This window comes from Saccharicrinis sp. GN24d3, assembly GCF_052400645.1.
Taxonomy (GTDB): domain Bacteria; phylum Bacteroidota; class Bacteroidia; order Bacteroidales; family Marinilabiliaceae; genus Saccharicrinis.
The window spans coordinates 1-21,232 of sequence record NZ_JBQTGI010000016.1 but is presented as its reverse complement, the minus strand read 5'-3'; the positions used below and the strand labels follow the sequence as shown (position 1 = coordinate 21,232).

The following is a 21,232-nucleotide window of genomic DNA, read 5'->3' as shown; positions in this document are numbered from 1 at the left end:
CACTCTAAAAATTAAAAATACCCCATCCCATAAGCAAGTCTGCGCCAACCAACGAAAAGAATAAGCCCAAGATGGCATAAATAATCCTGGTTGCCGGCAGTCCAATGGCATTTACCAACATTTGTGCCTTACGCAGACCAAAAAAATATTTCCAATTGATAAGCGCCGCTACAAATAACACCAACCCAAACAGCAAAAACAACCCATTTAATAATATACTGTCTTCCCTCATTACCAATTCTCCTTTTTTAATAATTCACCTGTCCTTGAATAAAATTTCCAGCTACCCGTCCTGCTGTTCTTTCTAAAATGGCCGTTAATCTTTACCGCTCCATTCTGATAATAATAAACAGCATCGCCCCATCGCTGCCCATCTCTAAATTCCAAACTCGCTTTGATGTTGCCATCCGCATAAAATTCTTTGTACGTTCCATCCATTATGTCATCGTCTAACTGTATTTCGGCCCGGATGATATGCTTATCATTGTTGTAATAAAAAATAGCTGTTCCATCCACTAACCCATCGTTGTAATTAACAGCCGATTTAATATTTCCAGACATATAATAGGTTTTCCAGATGCCGTCCAATATGCCTTCATCCAGTTGTCCTTCATACATCAAAATACTATCCTGAACACGTTCCGGGTGGGTAATAAAATACGACAAATGCCCATTATAATCCGCAAACTCTTCCCCTAAACCAATTTTAAACTGAAGACTATCAAACTCCTCCAAAACAAGTTCTTCTGCCGACAGGTTCAATTGCTCCAGTGCCAAATTAAACTTCTCGCTGGTATCTTGTTTTGCAATCAGTTGGGTTCGCATCAGCTTGTTTTCGGGAAACATCTGCATTCCCACCAAACCAATATTCTGCATCAGCTCCTTGTATTTTTTAAGTTCTTGCCGTTCTTCTTTATTCGAATAGTAGTATAGATGCTCATACAATCGATGCATATTTACATAGCCTGTTAAGCAACTATACACCTCCAGTTGCTCATTAAACTTTGCAAACGAACTATTGCGATGAAGCGTGTTTCCCACAAGATAACTATCGATCAGTTCCATCAACCTATCTGAGGAATTACTGAAAACTACATAATCGTCAACAATAGTATAATATGGTTTTTCTCTGTTCCTAAAAAAATCACCCAATATCATCCTGAAAAAACCACTCACATTTAAGTAGTTAATGTTATGATTTCTATATTCCTTCTGCTTAAATCGAACCGCCGTCCTATGTTTTATACGTTTCGAAATATCATCGAGTTTTTCTTGTGCCTGTTCCACATCATCCGATCCGAGCGCGATCACAAAATCCAGTTCGCGGGCATTGTTCGACGGGCGTAACTTGGCCATGGCTATTTCACCATCCATCCACGCAAACACATCCTCTTTTAAATCAATGCCTAAAAACGACTCGGTCAACTTAACCCCGCTCATATAGCTTGAATACCCGTTTGGATCCAGATCGGAATATTGCAACAAAAAATCATCATAAAACGATGTAAAATCATTTACTTTAAAATTAGTGTAAAACACAGCTCCCGAAGGGATAACCTTATCCGCTTTCCGGGCGCCTGTACCTGCCGATGCCAATGTGTTAAATAAAGATGCGATTGAATCATCATAGCACGTAAAGCCATCCAGTATAAGCGACGATTGAGCCACATCTCCACCCAATACGGAGAAATCGATACCCCTTAAATATGAATTATCCGCTCCTTTGGCAAACATGCCCATCACTTTACCTATGTCTGCATAAACGTTTAGCTGTCTTTTTTCAAAAACAGGTGTAATCGGGTTTTTTTTAATTGAATTATCCAGCGGACTGTCAAATCTTCCTTTAATGGTCTTTTCAACCAACTGATAGGAAAGGCTCCCTATCAGTAAATTATCAATGGCTGCCACGTGCACTGTTTCCTGTAAATCTTCTACCACAATAGAATACAGGTTTAGACTGTCAACTACATTGATTTGCACAGGCATTTTTAACACAGAGGCTATTCTCGGAATCAGGTTACCATATTTTTTCACATCCATCACTACCATAAAGTCACTTTTATAAGCGGATAGCTGATGCATCGAAACAGACACCTTCTGATGGTTTAATACCTTTGTTAACAATGTATTTTCTTCAATGGCCGTGTTGAACGACTGCAATCCTTCCTTAAATTCCTGAAACAATTCTCCTTTTATAATCGTGTTCCAATAATCGGAATTTGTAACTTCCACCATTAACCCCGAAATGTTCCCGGTTTCTGCAATGAGTACGGCGTCATCGGGGATTATGGACAATGGAGAACGGTGGGCACTGCTGCCAAAGTGCAAATATGCCAACACACCTAAAACAACTAAAACCATTGCTAAAATTAAAATTCCAATAAACTTAAAAAACTGTTTCATTACAAAATGAGATAAGAAACTTAAAGCCGATAAATATTTTGGCTTATTACTTATAGAATTTAATGCAGATAGGACGTTCAACGTTAGCAACGTCGGGCAACATAGTTAACTTCCCTGTCATTTGGTTTCTTTTATATACCGATATATGATTTAAATCGCGATTGGCTACCAACAGGTAATTACCACTTGGATCGATAGCGAAATTCCTGGGCCATAGGATACCTTCGGTCACAAACTCCACAAATTCAATATTCATATCGTTTACTTTAAAGATGCCGATACAGTCAAATCCTCTGTTTGAAGCATATAAAAACTTGCCATCGGGCGAAAAATGAATGTCTGCTGCCTTGGCAAAACCGGAAAACGTATCCGGCAATAAAGTTACAGTTTGCAGTTCCCTTTTATAAATTCCCTTTGAATCCTTGGCAAAAGTGGTCACCGAACAATTCAGCTCGTTGAGTACAGCCAGCATTTTTCCATCAGGTGAGAAGTCGAAATGACGTGGTCCCGCGCCGGGTTTGCCTATCACGGAATCCACTGTCGCCAAGCCATTGGCTTCCATTTTATACACCATCAATTTATCCGCTCCCAAATCGGCTGCATAAATAAAATCGCTGTTTGGGTCAACATCAATCGAATGAGCATGGGGCCCTTTCTGTCGGTTTTCGTATGGTCCACTGCCGTAATGTTGAATCCGGTTTAACTGGCTCAGTCTTTCGGAATAAACCAATTCATCATTGTTTATTTTATAAGCACTTACTTCCCCGGAACCGTAAAATGCCAGCATCAACTCGTTTGAAGTTTTACTTAATGCCACGTAGCAAGGTCCTTTGCCATTTAGTACAGCCTCTGAATGCCGTGCCACCTGTCCCGAAGTTTGATCCACTTTATAAGATCTTACCACTGAGGTTTTATCTGCCCTTTGACCTACCGCATATAAAAATCCGTTTTCAGAATCTACTTCCAAAAAATTAGGGTTCAATATACTATCAGCCAACTGAGGTTGCGAAATCACTCCCGAAACCGTATCGAAAAAACAATACTCAATTCCTTTTAAAGAATCGTTATTTGTGGTTCCGATATACATCAGAACTTTTGTATTTACTGGCTGTGTGCTGCACGAACAAATTACAGCAAGTGCTATTAACAAAAAAGAGATTCTATACATACTATCTGGTTTAAAAGCTAAAAAACGCTTAAAGATAATTATTTTTTAAAGAGCCAATAACAAATAACCACGAGCTACCCCACTGTTCGTTTCCGTACATTACATTGTGTCAAAGCTATACAATTATCCATTAACCCAAAATTCAACCCATCCAACACAACACCTTCATTATATAGATTTTACAAGCGCTGGCACACCTATTGATAAAACCAAAGTGTGATTAAAACATTAACTTAAAAAATAAAGGTCATGAGAACTTTAAATTTAAATACCCGAATCAGAAACACATTTGCCCTTGTTCTTTCCATAATAGTTTTATCAACTACAGCATTCGCTGCAGAATATGAAAAAATGGAGCCTATGCCCATTGAACCAGTAGTATCTTATAACTTTGAATATTTAATCCATTCATTAAACGAAAACAATGTTGAAGAAACCTTAAATATTGAAGAATGGATGTTAAATACAGATACTTATGTGGAAGAGAAAACCGAGGAACCTGCCTTAGCATTAGAAGCCTGGATGACTGATGTGGAAGCATTTGTTCCTGAGACAACAGAGCCTGAACTTGCACTGGAAGCCTGGATGACCGACATGGAATCATTTTTACCAGAATTAAACGAACCAACTTTATCACTTGAAGAATGGATGACCGACGTACAAGCTTTTATAGCAGGGGAAGATGAACCTGAACTGGCGTTAGAACCATGGATGACAGATGTAAACACGTTTGTAATTTTTGAACAGACATATGCTTTAAAATAGTTGTAACAACTATATGCGGAAGACTTTAACCCGCAATATGCATTAGAAAATCTATTACACATTGAAATTGTTTCAAAACAAGACACTCCGCTGCTTCACTTTCAACTCACCATAACGATGCTCCCGAAAGTAATCGGGACAAGTGATGCCTCGTTTCAGTAAAGCCTTGTTTTATTGCACTTTCAATGTTCACGACGAAGCTCTAATGCATAATCCGGGTTTAACAGATTGAATTGGGCGGTTAGAAATACTATTTATGTCAAACCTTCATTTACGGTGTAAGTATTCGTCAACATGCTGTTTGACTTTGGATGAAGTAGTTTATAATCAAGGTACAAATCGATATGCTCTTAGTAATAATTTATTACTGAATACCACTTCTAACTTTTCGTTCTGATTTAGCTTCTCGAGCTGCTTCTCCCATAGAAGATTCTAATTCAAATGAACCTACGGTCCAATACAACTTTTGATCGAATCTTATCTCAAGTCCGTTTCACCGTTAATAACAAACCATTTTGAAAGATTTTTTAAGTTGTCCTGATTCTAGTTTTAAGATATATGTACCATTCATTAGATTTTGAAAAGAAATTAATGGATGATCAATTTTTCCGCTCGAAATAAGTTTTCCGTTTAATGCGTATATGAAATAACTTACTGGCCAATCGAATTTTCCATTTAAAAACACCTCGTCATTTGAAGGGTTTGGATAAATCTCCCACGCTAATGATTCAATATTTTTAATACTGGTAAACAATACCTGTTCTTCTAAAAACGAAATAACTTCTACTTTTGGCAAATTATCATCATTAAACATTCGGTTGAAACGATTTGACTCATCGGTTGTGGACTCAGATAAATGACTTACAAAATTGGGCTTGATACTTTGATAACATACTTCTATGCTAAAGTTTAACGTACTTCCGGAAAAAGGAAACAGGTACGTAATTCGATCATAACCGGAACCTTCAACCCCATCTTCACTTTTATTAAAATTGACATCATCATTAGCCTTACCCGTAATGGCAATAAGGTTGTAGTATGGTTGATCTGTATTGAATCCAACAGGCGGTATTCTGTTGTCTTTTAAATACTGTGAAGACTCCAGTAAAACAGTTGTAACTTCATCCTGGGCATTTCCTAAAACTGCTTCGTAAACCTGAACATTATCTTCGTTGGAAATTGTATCATGATGCTCTTCAAAACCTGCTTGCGTAAGAATATTACCCTGACTATCATATTTACCCGATTCAAAAATAATCTCTCCTTGATTATCCTTTGCTATAAAATGAATCCACATGCGTCTGCTCGGAAATCCGGTAGGTAATTTATGCCCTGTTTTATTCCTCAATTCTATATTTACCGACACCATATTATCGACAGAAGCAGCATTGGCATTAAGTTCGACGGTGTTTTCCTTCAAGTTCTTCAGGGCATAATAAGCGGTGGTATCGAGATTCGGAACTGCGCTGTTTATTCCCAGCTCAGCATAGTTATTTTTCAGCATTGAATTAACTACTGTATTGCCGCCTACAAAATGATGTTCAAAAACCGGATTGCGTTTGTTTTGCAAATTTGGAGGCAAGGAGGAAATTGTAAAATCTTCATCTACACGTGGCATATGGCATTTCTGACAGGACAAACCTTGTTCCGGATAAGTACTGTTCAACCATTCGTAATACGGCATTTGCTCTGGAAAATAGCCCGCCACATTACCATCTTGGTCAACGTATGGAGTAAACAGTGTATGACATGTGGCACACAGTGCCGAAGACTCAATATGTACCCCATGCACAGGTGTATACCCTGCAATATTTACCATCGATACGGTAAATGGGTTTTCATAAGGGCCAAAAATATTTTTTAAAGGCTCAACAATAAAATTACCAGAAAAGCTTTCTTCGGAAGATAAATTATCAGGTTCGATTTGATGACAAAGCGTACAACTCACCCCATCCTGACTTAAAGGGTCTGACAAAACTTCAATAAGACTATAATACGTTTGCCCATTATAAATGGCTTCCGTTCTACCCATAGGTGCATGACAAGTAGCACATTTGTCCTCTATCATCTCTTTTAAATGCGGATTTTCTTCAACCTCAGAACTCACTTTTGCCAGCCAATAAGGGTCTTTAGCTGAATTGCCCATCATACTCGACTGCCAATGATATATTGGAGAAACATCTCTCCCAACAGAATTTATCAATACCCCATCTGAACCGGAATGGCATAAGGCACAATTTCCGGAACCGGAAAATAAAGTAGAAGTTTCTGAGGGCAAACTACTCATCATATAAATAAAACTGCATACCACCAATGCAAGCAAACCTAAAATAAAAAATCTTTTTTTCATATTTTAAGCATTAAACCTATCCCTGCGTGTAATTTCGCCAAATAAATTTAGCATATTCTAATTCAGATTCCTATTTATTCACTATCAATTTACTTATGCTGTGGGTGAGGGAAAATACAAGTACCGCCAACGACAGTCTGTCCATATTGCTACTTTATTACTACTCGTAATATTAGAAGTTAAAATTTGTTCGAAACCCGAGAACATTTAATTCATTATTTGTTCCGTGACGGTTCCATACGTACTGAAAATGCGGCGATATGCTAACCCAATTATTCAATTGCAGTCTAATATAAAGCTCGGTTAACTTTTCATTTTGCAGTGTCTTTTCGGCTGGATAATTTTCTCCATACGCAATACCTACCGCCAATGGTTGCTTTTTTAAAGTTTGCACAAACCTGAATCCAGCACTCCATGATGATTTTACACCCCAATCATTTGCCAGAGAATCTTGATTTAATCCATAACGCCCAAAAATATTATACTTATCATAAAACACTTTGTCAAAGCTTACGCCAAAACCACAATCTTCGTCGGTGCCGGGTACCTGATAACCATACATGCGTATATTGGACTCAAATCCGGTCCCCGGTGCAAATGTCCACCCAAGACTTGCAATCTTGTATAAATCATGAAAAAGCTTATCTCCTGCATTGTCCCGACTTGATAAGCCAAACTGAATACGATATCGATTTAAAATGGTTGTTCTTAAACGAATTCCTGGTGAATTTGACGGTACAGCAAACGATGAATTATTGATAAAAGAGCCCGTAATAAATTGCATCGTTTCATCATTAGCAGAGGCATTAATGTCAAAATAATTAGTAATATCAATTTTGCCAATGGTAACCGTGATGATTTCTTTAAACAGGGTAAATTCCCCCCACACTTCCAATACATTTAGTCGGTCGATACTATCCGGAGATTGAGTAGAGCCTGCATCACCATTTAAACCAGAGAATGTTGGATATAAAATATCAGGCCCATTTCCACCAACAGCCTCCAAATCAACAAATAACAAGGCTCCTTTTCTGATAAATGTGGTTACAAAAATATCAAATGACCCTGTTCCATATGATTCTTTCACCTTTTTATCTAAGGAAAATTGGTTGATTGCTGTTATGTTTCCATTAAACATCAACTGTCCGGGGCGCTGTTCTATTACCTTTAAAAGGTCATCTATTCTTTTGTAACGGGAACGTGTTTCGAAGCTCGCGGATTCAACATCTTTTACTCCAATAACAGCTAATACCCGGTCAATACCTGAATTCCCATCAAAGATACTTTGTTTTATGTCCTGCATTTCCTTGTCCATTGCAACAATAGTTCTCTGTAAAGAATCTAATTGTATTTCTAAATAATGAACTTTCTTGGTGAGAGTTGTATCAGTTCCTTGAGCATTCAGCCAAACTGGTATAATCAAAACTATAAATAACAAAATATTTTTCATCTCATTATAATTTTAACTTTCAAATGTATTTATCTTATTCTATCCTTAATTTTATTTATATCCGATAGAATTTGCAAGTTTACTTCAATGGAATTAACAGGTTCATAAAAAGTTATCTTTCAGCTCTCTACATCTGTTTACTTGAGTCTTTGTTTTCGGATTTTATACGTCAATTCTTACTTCATTATATAAACCACACTTTACTTAATAATTTTTTTCTGTTACCAATTTCAGACCCAGTATTTGTCACGCGGAACAGAGCCGGATCACTCACTCAAATCGTCACCTATAAATGTAACCATAATAAGCAAACTATCAGCACCCTTCATCAAACTGTCAGGGAATTTACTTTTAAACACCATTTCCACCACATACCTCTATTTCTGATGCAATATCCAGTTATTTTCCAATTGCCAATATGATGAAACCGAATAATGATTTTTGTATTATTTTATTCACAGCATTCACACGATATATATGTATTCCGAATTGTATAATGTGGTATAAATCCGTAAGTATGAATTATAAAATCCAATAAACATTGAAACTACCTCTAAACAAGGCACTTCGTCACTTCACTTTATCTCACCGGAACGATGCAATGCCTCGTTTTATTGCCCTTCCCATGTTCATAACGAAGTTCTAATGTAGAATCCGGCAAACTAAACGGTTGTTAATCAAACCCACATCGGACAGCCTTAAAACACTATGTAATCTTCGCTAAAACACTTATGGTGGAAATGAACCCTTCGTTTGTCCATGATTAATGTTTTGAGATCATAAAACACTTGAACAAAGTTTAATGAATAAGTTACTATTATTAAACAGAATCGCTTTAATTAATAGGCTTTAATCTATAGCTTGCTAGGCAACAAGCTATATTAGACTCTGCCGGTGTGATAACCTAATTTTATAAAGATTCTGTTTGAACCCAATTCTTTTGTGTTCAATTTCGTACACCCTGTTGTTTCAAAGCCGTACAACTTAAGGTCATTCCAGTATTTACAATATCTATTTTATAACTCTGATTGAATGTAATATACAAACATTGGCACACCTATTGAAATAACTCAAAACGTGATTTAAAAAAACTAAAAATATAAGCACCATGAGAACTTTAAATGTAGAAACCCGAATCAGAAACACTTTTGCTCTTGCACTTTCTTTTATGGTTTTGTCAACCACTGTATGGGCATCCGGATTATCAAGAATGGAACCTATGCCAGTTAAACCTGTGATCACTTCCAATTTTGAATACCTAATCAGCTCATTATACGAAAACGATTTTGAAGAAACATTAGAAGTTGAAGGTTGGATGTTAAATCTCGAAACTTTTGTAGAAGACGATAATAAGGCACCTGCCTTAGCTATAGAATCCTGGATGACTGATGTGAATACTTATATTCCCGAAACAATGGAACCCGAACTTACAGTTGAATTGTGGATGACAAATATGGAAGCTTATAGGTCAGAATTAAGCGAACCAGCGTTAGCACTTGAAGAATGGATGATGGACGTTGATGCTTTTGAGGTTGAAATTGAAACCGGGTTGGCACTAGAATACTGGATGACAAATGAATATGCTTTCATCATCGATGAAAACGAACCGGAGCTTGCTATAGAAAGTTGGATGACCAACATTGATGCCTTTGTATGTACAGAACAAATTTTAGCACTAAAATAAACTGCTGTATTATTTGGTTCTCAAAATACAAAGCTCAATTCCTATATAATGCAATATATTGTCCCAAAGCAGTAATTGATACCCATACAATTACTGCTTTTACTTTACAATTGATTCAATTTCTTTCCTTTGTGCGAACCAAACAAGAAGTTTTTAGGACTCCCAATAACCTGCTCTCCATAAATGCCTGTATGTCCCGAAAACAAATAAGCCGTGGCACATGCTATCCCAATAAACACACCTGCCTCAGAACCAAACAACTCAATTCCCATTAAAGTACAGGCAATAGGAGTGTTAGTAGCACCGGAAAACACCGCTACAAAACCCATTCCTGCCAAAAGTGCAACCGGCAAAGGGATAAACAACGAAAGCGCGCTCCCTAAGGTAGCGCCAGTAAAAAAGAGCGGAGTAACTTCCCCACCTTTAAATCCGGCTCCTAAAGTAAATGAGGTAAACAAAATTTTGAGTAGAAAATCGGTAAATGGCAACTGCTGTTCAAAGGATTCCAAAATGACAGGCACACCTAAACCTATCCATCGTGTTGAGCCAATTAACCATACCGCAACTGCAATAACAACGCCACCTGCGACTGGTCTTAAAGGAGGGTACTTCAATATCTTTTTAAAGAAGGCTCCCCAATAATGTGTCGCATTGGAAAAAAGCATTCCGGCCAAACCAAAACTCACGCCAGCCAACAGAGCCCACAACAATTGTGGCGCCCATAAATCAGGGACAAAAGGAATTTCGTAATATGTATGATGAATAGGCCATAGATGGGCTGCCTCATTAGCAAACACGGCAGCTAAAAAACTGGGGATAATGGCATCGTAACGCATCCTGCCCACCACAAATACTTCAAGGGCAAATACGGCTCCCGCCAATGGTGTTCCAAAAATAGATGCAAAACCTGCACTTACTCCGGTCACCAATAATATTTTCCTATTCTCGGGCTTTAATTTAAAAATCTTTGTAAACTGGTCGGCAATGGCACCTCCCATTTGTATGGCCGTCCCCTCCCTCCCTGCTGAACCTCCGAAAAGGTGGGTTACCACGGTACTCAATAATACAAGGGGCGCCATCTTTAACGGAATAATTTTTTTAGGACTATGAAACTCTTCCAATATCTGGTTGTTTCCTTTTACCACCGATTGTCCGAAATAATGGTAAACCAGACCAATTACCAATCCTCCCAATGGTAAAAAAGCAATAATCCAGAAATTACTTTCACGCAAGTTGGTAGCCCATTCCAATGCAATTAAAAAAATGGCCGAAGCAGAACCTGCCAGCAAACCCACTATTCCACAAAGCAAAATCCACTTGCCCAAATACACCAGAGAAGGGATAAAACCTTGGGGAATATTTTGTTTTAGCCGTTTTTTAAGACTCATAATAGATTATTCGTAAAAAGCATTCTCACCGGGATATTGATATTTGTCTTTGGCTATATCCTGAGGAAAAAGAAAATAGGTTACTTTCCCTATGGAACAAACCTTACCCTGACTATCCTCAATAGTTGTTTCAAAAACAGCCAATCGTCGGTTCACGCTTTCAACACGGGCTCGTATGGTAATTTCATCATCCGTTATCATAAGCGGATTCTTGTATCGTACACTCAGGTTGGAAGTTACACCTGCAGTCTTGCATTGCGTATACACTGCCCAACTGGCCACTTCATCGTGCAGGGTAGCTTGAATTCCGCCATGCACCACATTCCTATAACCCTCAAACTGTTTCCCGGGAATCCACTTACAAACCACCTCTTCCCCATCTTCCCAAAACTCTAATTGTAACCCAATATTATTTAGGGGAGAGCAACCAAAACACTTATAATCGTGCTGTTTGCTATTTACAAACGGATTGATAATCTTTCTCATGCGCCCAAAATTAGTGGTTTTTACATTACAATGAACAAAAACGCCGGAAAAGAATAACTCCCTTCCGGCCTTTTGTTTTATTTGTTAGCTTACGTTTCAATACATCCAAGAAACTATCTATTCTTCGCCTTACGCCCTTATTAGCATAAACCAATGATCATAAAACAATAGTTATGGTAATGAAAAATAGTTACTATTGACTTTTGACCGGACTATGGGCTACCAAATACTGAACGTAGACTGAACTACTGCTGACTTCCAGGTATAGCACCTCTCATGCCCACCACGTCGCGATCAAATAAATAAAGATTCTGTCCGTTTAACAACTTCAGTTTATCGATGATATTCGTAACAGAAGCTTCTTCCTCAATTTGCTCGTTTACAAACCATTGTATCCAGTTGTGTGTCGTAAAATCTTTTTCATCCAAACAAACGCCAACAATTTCGTTAATGCTTTCGCTCACAAACCGCTCATGTTCTAAGGTCTGCTCAAAAATCTCCTCCACATTGGCAAATTCTGCAGGTGGTTGTTCTACTGCAGGAATTACAGCTTTCCCACCTCTTTCGTTAACGTATTTCATAAATTTTAATAGGTGAATCTTTTCTTCTTCGGCCTGGGCATACATCCATTCCGAAACTCCACCAAATCCGTTTGTTTCAGCCCATGAGGCCATTGACAAATATAAATTAGACGAGTACGCCTCCCTTTCGATTTGTCTTACCAAAATATCTTCTACCGGTTTTTTCAACATAATCCTATTTTTTATCTATTATTATTTTCTTTCCTATGGTCAAAATTATAATAATTCGGATAAAAAAGTATGTTTTTTCGCTTTACTGTTAGTTATTTAGAATACTTCTACACAACCCATTAAAGCTGTTTTTTTTAATCATCCCCAAATAAATAAAAGACACACAAGTATTTAATTCTCGAAATAAGTTCATATCTTATGCAGTTGTTAAGTGAAAATTGATGATAAAAAAAATCCTTGTTGCAAACAGAGGCGAAATAGCGGTGCGCATCATGCGTTCCTGTCGCGAAATGGGAATCTTATCTGTGGCAGTTTTCTCCGAAGCTGACCGAACATCCATGCATGTACGATATGCAGATGAGGCCTACTGTATTGGTCCTTCTCCATCAAACGAGAGTTACTTAAAAATGGATACCATTATACATGTAGCATTAAAAGCTCAGGTAGATGCTATTCATCCCGGCTACGGTTTTTTATCCGAGAATGCCGAATTTGCCAGAAAAATTGTGGAAAACGACATTTTGTTCATTGGCCCAAACCCCGACGCCATATCTGCCATGGGCGATAAGGTTACTGCCCGAAAGTTGATGGAGAGTTCCGGTGTTCCGGTTGTACCGGGAACAAAAAAATCGCTCGGTTCAATGGAGGAACTTCATTCCGTTGCCAACGAAATAGGATATCCGCTAATGATAAAAGCTTCTGCAGGGGGTGGGGGAAAAGGTATGAGGCTGGTTAAAAATAAAGCCGACCTGGATTCATCCTACAACATGGCAAAATCGGAAGCCTTATCGGCCTTTGGCGACGACACGGTTTATATCGAGAAATACATCGAGTCACCGCATCACATCGAATTCCAGATATTGGCTGATCAACATGGCAACACGATTCACCTTTTCGAACGGGAGTGCTCCGTCCAACGGCGCCATCAAAAAGTAGTAGAGGAAACCCCATCGCCCCATATGACCCCTGAACTGAGGGAAACTATGGGACAATATGCCATTAAAGCTGCACAATCCGTTAATTATATAGGCGCCGGCACCATCGAGTTTTTGGTAGATGACAAGCACAATTTCTACTTTCTGGAGATGAACACCCGCCTGCAAGTTGAGCACCCGATTACTGAAAGGGTTACCGGCATAGATATCGTTAAAGAACAAATAAACATTGCCGACGGCAAAACTTTGAGCTATCAACAAAATGATCTTATCATGCACGGCCATTCCATCGAATGTCGGATTTATGCCGAAGATCCGCAAAATAATTTCATGCCCAATCCCGGTTTGATCAAGCACATAAGTGAACCTCATGGCCTGGGAGTCAGAACAGACGGATATGTGTACAAGGGTTACGAAATTCCAATCTACTATGACCCCATGATATCAAAATTGATTATTTGGGCAAAAACCAGGAAAGAAGCCATAGACAGAATGAAAAGAGCATTGTATGAATATAAGATAACCGGGGTAAAGACCTCTATCCCGTTTCTGGAGAAAATCATGGACACACCTGATTTTAAAAACGGAAAATACAACACGCATTTTATCGAAAAAAACGAAGAATATCTTGAGATTGACGAGCCTTGCGAACTGGAGTGCCAGGACATTGCCATGTTTGTAACCTATCTGGATTTTATGAAGAAACAACAAACGAAGGTTCAGGATAACGTTACTAACAAACGTTCGCCCTGGAAGGAATTTGGAAAGAAAAGGAATATGTTAAGATTTTAACCGGCATGGCCGGAGCAGATAATTAATTCGCAAATTAACATGATAGTATTTTTCTGGAGTTCCATTCAGCTATTTAAAATTAAAATAAATGTATCATGCCTTTAGAACTAAAAATAAACGATAGAAAAACAAAGATAGAAGTACTTCAACAAAATGGCAGTGCTTATCATGTTAAAATAGATGGCAAAGAATATCATTTAGATGTGATGCAAGTCGAATCATCCGTATATTCCGTATTATACAAAGGTCAATCCGTTAACCTGGAAATGATTGAAGGAGACAATCCAAACCAATATAAAGTAAATACGCGAACCGACCATTTTTCTGTGGATGTTATCGATCCAGTTACCCGTTATAAAACAAGCCAGTCCAATGGTCTCAAAAGTAACGATCAGATCATTGAATCCCCTATGCCGGGAAGAATCGTAAAAATTCTCGTTGAAGAAGGTGATCTTATTGAAGAAGGCCAAACGGCCCTTATCGTTTCTGCCATGAAAATGGAAAGCGAATACAAAGCACCCATTTCGGGCGTCGTATCAAAAATTCATGTTTCCGAAGGGGATACCATTGACGGCGGTGTGCCCCTGGTCGAAATTGATCCGCACACAAAATGATATCCCCCTTAATTCAAATCTATTAAAAAACCTTTAAGTTAATCATATGCAATCATTAAACGAAAAGTATAAAATTTACGAGGACAAAAATAAGGAAGCAGAGATTGGTGGAGGACAAAAACGAATTGACAAACAACATAGTGCAGGCAAGCTGTCGGCGAGGGAAAGGATTAACCTTTTTCTTGACCCCAACACCTTTGTTGAGTTGGATAAGATGATCACCCATTCCTGCCATAATTTCGATATGCAGAAACAAGTTATACCGGGCGATGGAGTGGTAACGGGATATGGCAAAGTCGATGGACGTTTGGTTTATGTTTTTGCACAGGATTTCACTGTTTTTGGAGGCTCATTGAGCATAACCAATGCCAGTAAAATAATAAAAGTACATAAGCTTGCACTTAAAATGGGCGCCCCAGTAATTGGACTGAACGATTCCGGCGGTGCACGCATTCAAGAGGGCGTTCAAAGCCTGGCAGGTTATGGCGACATATTCTATTTGAACGTAAAAGCGTCTGGTGTTATTCCGCAAATTTCAGCTATCATGGGACCATGTGCCGGTGGGGCTGTGTACTCCCCGGCTTTAACCGACTTTATATTCATGGTGCAAGACAGCAGCTATATGTTTGTTACAGGGCCCGAAGTAATTAAAACCGTTACGCACGAAGAGGTCAGCAAGGAGGAACTTGGAGGAGCGGTTACACACAACTCAAAAAGCGGCGTGGCTCATTTTTTAGGCGATAATGACGAACATACGCTTATGATGATACGGGAACTACTTAGTTTTCTGCCGTCTAACAACATGGAAGAAACGCCCATCATCCCTACAGGTGATAAAATAGACCGTAAAGATGAGTCCCTTCAGGAATTGGTTCCCGCAGATCCGAACAAGCCCTACAATATGCTGGATTTAATTCGTACCGTTGTTGACAACAAGCACTTTCTGGAGGTGATGCCGCAATATGCCAAAAATATGATTACAGGATTTGCCAGGTTCAACGGCCGTTCGGTTGGAATAGTGGCCAATCAACCCGCATTTTTGGCTGGCGTATTGGATATCAATTCAAGCATTAAGGCAGCACGGTTTGTCAGGTTCTGCGATTCGTTTAATATTCCTTTGGTGACCTTTGTTGATGTTCCCGGATTTTTGCCAGGAACTACCCAGGAATATGGGGGTATTATCAAACATGGTGCCAAGTTGCTTTATGCGTATGCTGAGGCTTCTGTGCCGAAAATAACCGTAATCACACGAAAAGCATATGGTGGCGCATACGATGTGATGGCCAGCAAACATTTAATGGCCGATATCAACCTGGCCTACCCCACTGCCGAAATAGCCGTTATGGGACCCGAGGGAGCCGTTAATATTATTTTTAGGAACGAGGATCCGCAAGAACGTGTTAAAAGAGTCGACGATTACAGAGACAACTTCGCCAATCCATACAGGGCAGCCGAATTAGGGTATCTCGATGAAATAATTATGCCACGTGAAACCAGAATAAAGGTGATTCAAGCCTTAGATATGACACAGAACAAAAGCGAAACAAATCCTGCAAAAAAACATGGAAATATGCCTTTATAATTCTTAAATTTATAGTAAGACTAAAGGTTTTTTATGAACACGCTGGATCAATTAAAACAGTTTACAAAAGTTGTTGCCGATACGGGAGATTTTGAATCCATGAAATCTTTTAAACCCATTGACGCAACAACAAACCCTTCGCTTATTTTAAGGGCTGCACTTATTCCCCAATACAAGCCTTTAATACTTGATGCATTGGAATATGCCAAAACAAAAACGGATATTATTGAAATGCAACTTGGGTTTGCCTTGGATAAAGTGGCGGTGAACTTTGGACTGGAAATATTAAAAATAGTTCCGGGCAGGGTTTCCACGGAAGTGGATGCAAGGCTAAGCTTTGACACAAACGGCATCATATCTAAAGCTCGGGAAATCATCTCCCTGTATGAAAATGCAGGTATCGACCGCAGTAAAATACTTGTTAAAATTGCCTCGACGTGGGAAGGCATAAAGGCTGCCAAAGTGTTGGAAAAAGAGGGAATACACGGCAATCTCACCCTATTGTTTAACCTGGCTCAGGCCATAGCTTGCGCCGAAGCAGGGGTTCAGCTTATATCGCCCTTCGTTGGTCGTATTTGTGATTGGCACAAAAAAGAACGGGGCGTAGACCATATCGATCCCATAGATGATCCCGGGGTGCATTCCGTTACTGAAATCTACAACTATTACAAAAAGTTTGGATATGACACGGAAATAATGGGTGCCAGCTTCCGAAATACGGGAGAGATATTGGAACTGGCAGGTTGCGACCTTTTAACGATTTCACCTGCTTTACTTGGCGAACTTGAAAATTCATCGAAAAAAATAGATAAAAAACTGTCTGCTTCTGCCGCTCGACGAAAGGAGATTAAAAGGATAGATATAGATGAAAAAAGATTTAGGTGGATGCTGAATGAGGATGCTATGGCCACCGAGAAACTTGCCCAAGGTATCAGAAGCTTTAGTGCCGATATAATTAAACTTGAAAGTGTGCTGATGAAATTGCTAGACAATTAATACGGTGAAATTGGTTTTTTTGGAGCAACAAATGCAATCCCAAGCGCAAATATATGATATAAAGGTGCCATTATATTTTGTTATATATCGGGTACATCTCTAAACGCTTACTTATTGGAATACGACACCTAAAGTATATTTTCCTCCATCCATGATAAGTGTATCCTTAGTAAGCTCAATTTAAAATGGTGTATGCCTGATACTTTGATTGTAAAAACCTGTGTCATTAATGAACAAATAAAACTTAGGTAACAGTTAAATACATCATTATTTAAGGTACTTCAAAAGTATTAATTTGGGCAGGGGTAATCCTTTTTTGTTTCTTTTGAGCACGGCATCGTTTTGACGTAGTGGCTAATGTGCCAAATTAGTAATACGGTGAAATTGGTAACATCTCAAACTATAGGGATTTTTACTGATAAACTACTCCTAAGGCATATTTTCTTCCATTTATGGTAAGCGTTTTCATAGTAAACTAATGGGCACTACTATCGGTTTGGAGAGAAAGTAAAACAACAAGGTTACTGATTCTCACATGCACTCTTGTAAATATAATTGCATTTTTATTCACAATTATGGTTTATGTACCAATGAATGATTTGATCCAATCTAATTGAAAGAACTGGTTAATAAATGGGTCAAATTTGATTATCTAAGACTATTATTAGTCGGCGTTGGGTTAATTTCTTCTATATTTGGACTAAACGCTTAATAAAACAAATAGAAAATTGTTTTTTGTTAGATAAACCATCCAACCATCTGGCATAAACATTAGCGTTATGGCGAAGCTTACATCGGGATTCTTGATTCAATTACATTTGACAAAGTCAAAATCCTTTTGAGGATAATCTAAACAACAAATTACATAGCATGAAATACACCTTGGCATTCGATGTTTACGGTACATTAATAAATACATCTGGAATTTATGACTCTTTAAAAAGCATGATTGGAGCGCATGCAAAACCCTTTATGGATGACTGGAGAAATAAACAGTTAGAATATTCTTTTAGACGCGGATTAATGGATAAATACACTGACTTTTCAATATGCACCAAGGATTCATTGGAATACTGCTGCCAGATGTACGGGATTGATCTGAATAAAAAACAGAAAGAAGCTTTAATGGATGAGTATACCATCTTACCCGCCTTTCCTGATGTAAAGGCTGCATTGAAAAATCTAAAAGAATCCGGACATCGATTATTTGCATTTTCGAATGGAAGTGAAAAGGCTGTGCGAAAATTGTTAACAACTGCCCGGATTGTTGACTTATTTGATGGTATTGTAAGTGTTGAAAACGTGCAGTCCTTTAAGCCCAATCCTTTGGTATATGCGCATTTCAATAAGGAAACAAGTTCCACAAAAACGAATTCATGGTTAATATCAAGCAATCCTTTTGATGTGATTGGAGCAGTTTCATTTGGAATGTATTCAGCTTGGATTCGACGGACTAAAGACTCAATCTTTGACCCCTGGGGAATTGAACCAACACTAATAATTAATGAACTTACTGAATTATCACTAAGATTAGAGACGAAGGATTAAAACTATTGCCATCAATTTGTATATTGTAATGGCGGATAAACGCCAATACATGAATGTTTGCCGTCCGTTCGAACTAAGTAACGGTTCGGTTGAAAATCGCCATCAAACACCAAACTTTCATCAACAAAACCGTCAACGTATATTCATATCACTCCGCCAGTAATTAAATAATACAGAAATGTTGAACATAGACAACTTAAAACAACAGAAACGATTATCCCTCATGAGAATTCTTAAGCATGTTTTAATTATCGCATTAATTTTTTCCAGTCAACTTATTTATGCAGGCAATTGGGTTAAACTGAAACAAAATTTAAGAGATTTTTATTTGCTTGAGGCGGTTAGCGACAGAGAGGTACAAAACGTACTTGAAAGTATGAATAATGATTTTTCTTTTAGCGATATTGATTATAATATGCACCGCAGAAGCAACTGGAAGCCACGAGAACATCTGAATCGACTGATTACGCTGGCCACAGCATATGAAAATACAAACAGTAAGTATTACAAATTGGATGAAATAGCTGAATCAATTGTTGGCGGATTAAACTATTGGAGTTACAACCATTTTTATAGCCACAACTGGTGGCAACAGGAAATAGGTGTCCCCCAAAACATTGGACCAACGCTCATCATTTGCGAATCTATCATTCCTGATTCCACAATGACCAAATCGTTAGAAGTAATGGATAAATCTAAAATCCGCATGACGGGACAAAATAAGATATGGCTTAGTGGAAATGTTTTAATGCGTGAATTAGTGCGTGGTAACGACAGTTTGGTAACCGCCGCAGCCGATACCATTAAGTCCGTTCTGGTTCTTTCAAAGCCCTATCAAGAGGGTATTCAGCCTGACTATTCATTTCATCAACACGGCCCTCAACCTCAGTTTGGAAACTATGGATTGCATTTTGCAGAAGATATGATTAAGTGGATGTTCATTTTCAACAATACGGACATTGCTTTTTCTTCGGAAAAAGTGGACCTGATGCGAAAACTAATGTTCGAAGGCCAGCAAAAAGTGGTATACAAAGGAAAATACGAGACTTTAGCAACGGGACGCCAGATTTTTCCCGAGATGGTAAACGGCAAAAAGTATCGTGGCCCAATGGCCAAATATGAAATTTACAAAAAACTGGAGAAAGTATTTAACAAATTTGACACCCAAGACAATCCATGCGCTGCTCCCAGAGAGTACATTCATTTTCGAAATTCTGATTACAGTCTGTATCGAACAGGTTCGTTTTTTTCTGCGGTCCGGATGTCGTCACAACGAATAATCGGAGCCGAAGCCGGCAATGGCGAAAATCAACTGGGATATTATTTAGGTGATGGGACCAACCTTATCTATCGCCGGGGTGATGAATACCATGAAATTTATCCCGTGTGGAATTGGAAAAAACTACCCGGAACCACTACAGTGCAGGATACAGCCAAACTCCCTGTTTTAACTTGGTCGGGATATAAAAACGGATCTTATTTTGCCGGAGGTTTAAAAAGTAAGGATGTGGGCATCACTGCTTTCAAATACCGCCGAGATAGCCTACAGGCGAATAAATCCTATTTTTTTATTGGCAACAAGGTTTATGCCTTAGGATCAGCCATTAGTACCAACCGAAACTTTGATGTGGTAACTACCATTAATCAATGCTATAAAAATGGTGATGTTGTAGTTTCTAAAAATAAAGGCAGAATCACATCTGTATGGCACGATAGCATAGCTTACGTGAGCTTATGTGATCAACAATTAAATGTCAGACAGGACGTACAATCCGGCACCTGGAAAAGGATACTGACATGGCATACCGATAGTTTGATTTCTAAAGATATTTTTGATCTCGAAGTGAATCATGGCGAGAAACCAAATAATGGAAAATATGGGTATGTTTGTGTTGTGGGGATTTCTGCAAAGGAGGTTAAAGAAGTTATTAAGAATCGATTGGGTGCGAATATAGCTCATAAAAACGAAGTTCACGCTCTAAGCTTTAATCAAGGTAAAACACTTGCCATAAGCGCTTTTGAGCCCTGCGAAGTCGAAATTGGAAATCAGCAAAAGCTAATTATAAAGTCCCCTTGTTTATTATGTTTGAATAAATACAATGATGGATGGACAATAGAAGCGGTAGACCCCACGCAACAGCTGAAAATACTTTCTTTTGGAATTACCGGCAAGTACCGGTTGAAAGGTGCTCAGCGTTCTAATATTGCGGGTGATGTTACATTTTTTGATATCACACCTCCTGAAAATAGCTATGAAAAAGGAAAGAAAAGCTCTGTAATGTTAATTACAAAATAATTTTTTCACCCAAATTATTTGTC

16 protein-coding genes are annotated in these 21,232 nt (G+C 38.5%); 8 read left to right on the top strand and 8 right to left on the bottom strand.

Going from position 1 to position 21,232, the window contains the following annotated elements; all coding sequences use genetic code 11:
• Positions 1-4: 4 nt before the first annotated feature.
• From ACT29I_RS18170 to ACT29I_RS18160, 3 genes are read right to left on the bottom strand one after another with little or no spacing between them, the layout of a single operon-like run.
• On the bottom strand, positions 5-232 hold the full coding sequence (locus ACT29I_RS18170; protein WP_430936128.1) for an Imm17 family immunity protein: 228 nt from the start codon (positions 230-232) through the stop codon (positions 5-7).
• Positions 232-2,403: a DUF3352 domain-containing protein gene (locus ACT29I_RS18165; protein ID WP_444794072.1), complete on the bottom strand. Its 2,172-nt coding sequence runs from the start codon at positions 2,401-2,403 to the stop codon at positions 232-234. The genes ACT29I_RS18170 and ACT29I_RS18165 overlap by 1 nt, the downstream gene beginning before the upstream one ends.
• 46 nt (positions 2,404-2,449) lie before the next feature.
• Entirely contained in the window at positions 2,450-3,571 is a 1,122-nt protein-coding gene (locus tag ACT29I_RS18160) for a lactonase family protein (protein WP_444794071.1), read from the bottom strand.
• A gap of 249 nt (positions 3,572-3,820) precedes the next feature.
• Here ACT29I_RS18160 and ACT29I_RS18155 point away from each other — a divergent pair, with 249 nt between their 5' ends.
• Entirely contained in the window at positions 3,821-4,336 is a 516-nt protein-coding gene (locus tag ACT29I_RS18155) for a hypothetical protein (protein ID WP_430936122.1), read from the top strand.
• 499 nt (positions 4,337-4,835) lie between these two features.
• On the opposite strand, the gene ACT29I_RS18150 is transcribed toward ACT29I_RS18155, so the two are convergent.
• Together ACT29I_RS18150 and ACT29I_RS18145 are read right to left on the bottom strand one after the other, a co-directional pair.
• Entirely contained in the window at positions 4,836-6,686 is a 1,851-nt protein-coding gene (locus ACT29I_RS18150) for a T9SS type A sorting domain-containing protein (RefSeq protein WP_444794070.1), read from the bottom strand.
• 172 nt (positions 6,687-6,858) lie between these two features.
• Positions 6,859-8,136, bottom strand: a complete 1,278-nt coding sequence (locus ACT29I_RS18145; protein WP_444794069.1) for a carbohydrate porin — start codon at positions 8,134-8,136, stop codon at positions 6,859-6,861.
• Between the two features lie 1,108 nt (positions 8,137-9,244).
• On the opposite strand from ACT29I_RS18145, the gene ACT29I_RS18140 reads away from it, so the two are divergent.
• Positions 9,245-9,820 (top strand): hypothetical protein, encoded by a 576-nt coding sequence (locus ACT29I_RS18140; RefSeq protein ID WP_444794068.1) that lies wholly within the window; start codon positions 9,245-9,247, stop codon positions 9,818-9,820.
• A 104-nt stretch (positions 9,821-9,924) separates the two neighbouring features.
• Here ACT29I_RS18140 and ACT29I_RS18135 read toward each other — a convergent pair whose 3' ends face one another.
• From ACT29I_RS18135 to ACT29I_RS18125, 3 genes are all read right to left on the bottom strand, one after another.
• Positions 9,925-11,208, bottom strand: a complete 1,284-nt coding sequence (locus ACT29I_RS18135) for a voltage-gated chloride channel family protein (RefSeq protein WP_430936114.1) — start codon at positions 11,206-11,208, stop codon at positions 9,925-9,927.
• 6 nt (positions 11,209-11,214) lie between these two features.
• Entirely contained in the window at positions 11,215-11,694 is a 480-nt protein-coding gene (locus tag ACT29I_RS18130) for a PaaI family thioesterase (protein ID WP_444794067.1), read from the bottom strand.
• A 245-nt stretch (positions 11,695-11,939) separates the two neighbouring features.
• Positions 11,940-12,446, bottom strand: a complete 507-nt coding sequence (locus tag ACT29I_RS18125; protein ID WP_444794066.1) for a ferritin — start codon at positions 12,444-12,446, stop codon at positions 11,940-11,942.
• Positions 12,447-12,667: 221 nt separating this feature from the next.
• Between ACT29I_RS18125 and accC the strand changes: the two genes are divergently transcribed.
• The 6 genes from accC (at position 12,668) to ACT29I_RS18095 (ending at position 21,209) form a co-directional block, all read left to right on the top strand.
• On the top strand, positions 12,668-14,173 hold the full coding sequence (accC, locus tag ACT29I_RS18120; RefSeq protein ID WP_430936108.1) for an acetyl-CoA carboxylase biotin carboxylase subunit: 1,506 nt from the start codon (positions 12,668-12,670) through the stop codon (positions 14,171-14,173).
• Between the two features lie 95 nt (positions 14,174-14,268).
• Positions 14,269-14,787, top strand: coding sequence for a biotin/lipoyl-containing protein (locus tag ACT29I_RS18115; protein ID WP_444794065.1), 519 nt, complete (start codon positions 14,269-14,271; stop codon positions 14,785-14,787).
• Between the two features lie 46 nt (positions 14,788-14,833).
• A complete protein-coding gene (locus tag ACT29I_RS18110; protein WP_430936104.1) occupies positions 14,834-16,369 on the top strand; it encodes an acyl-CoA carboxylase subunit beta in 1,536 nt (511 codons plus the stop codon).
• A 33-nt stretch (positions 16,370-16,402) separates the two neighbouring features.
• A complete protein-coding gene (gene tal / locus ACT29I_RS18105) occupies positions 16,403-17,365 on the top strand; it encodes a transaldolase (protein ID WP_444794064.1) in 963 nt (320 codons plus the stop codon).
• Between the two features lie 870 nt (positions 17,366-18,235).
• Entirely contained in the window at positions 18,236-18,913 is a 678-nt protein-coding gene (locus tag ACT29I_RS18100) for a haloacid dehalogenase type II (RefSeq protein WP_444794063.1), read from the top strand.
• Between the two features lie 178 nt (positions 18,914-19,091).
• A complete protein-coding gene (locus ACT29I_RS18095; protein WP_444794062.1) occupies positions 19,092-21,209 on the top strand; it encodes a polysaccharide lyase family 8 super-sandwich domain-containing protein in 2,118 nt (705 codons plus the stop codon).
• The last annotated feature ends 23 nt before the right edge of the window (positions 21,210-21,232 follow it).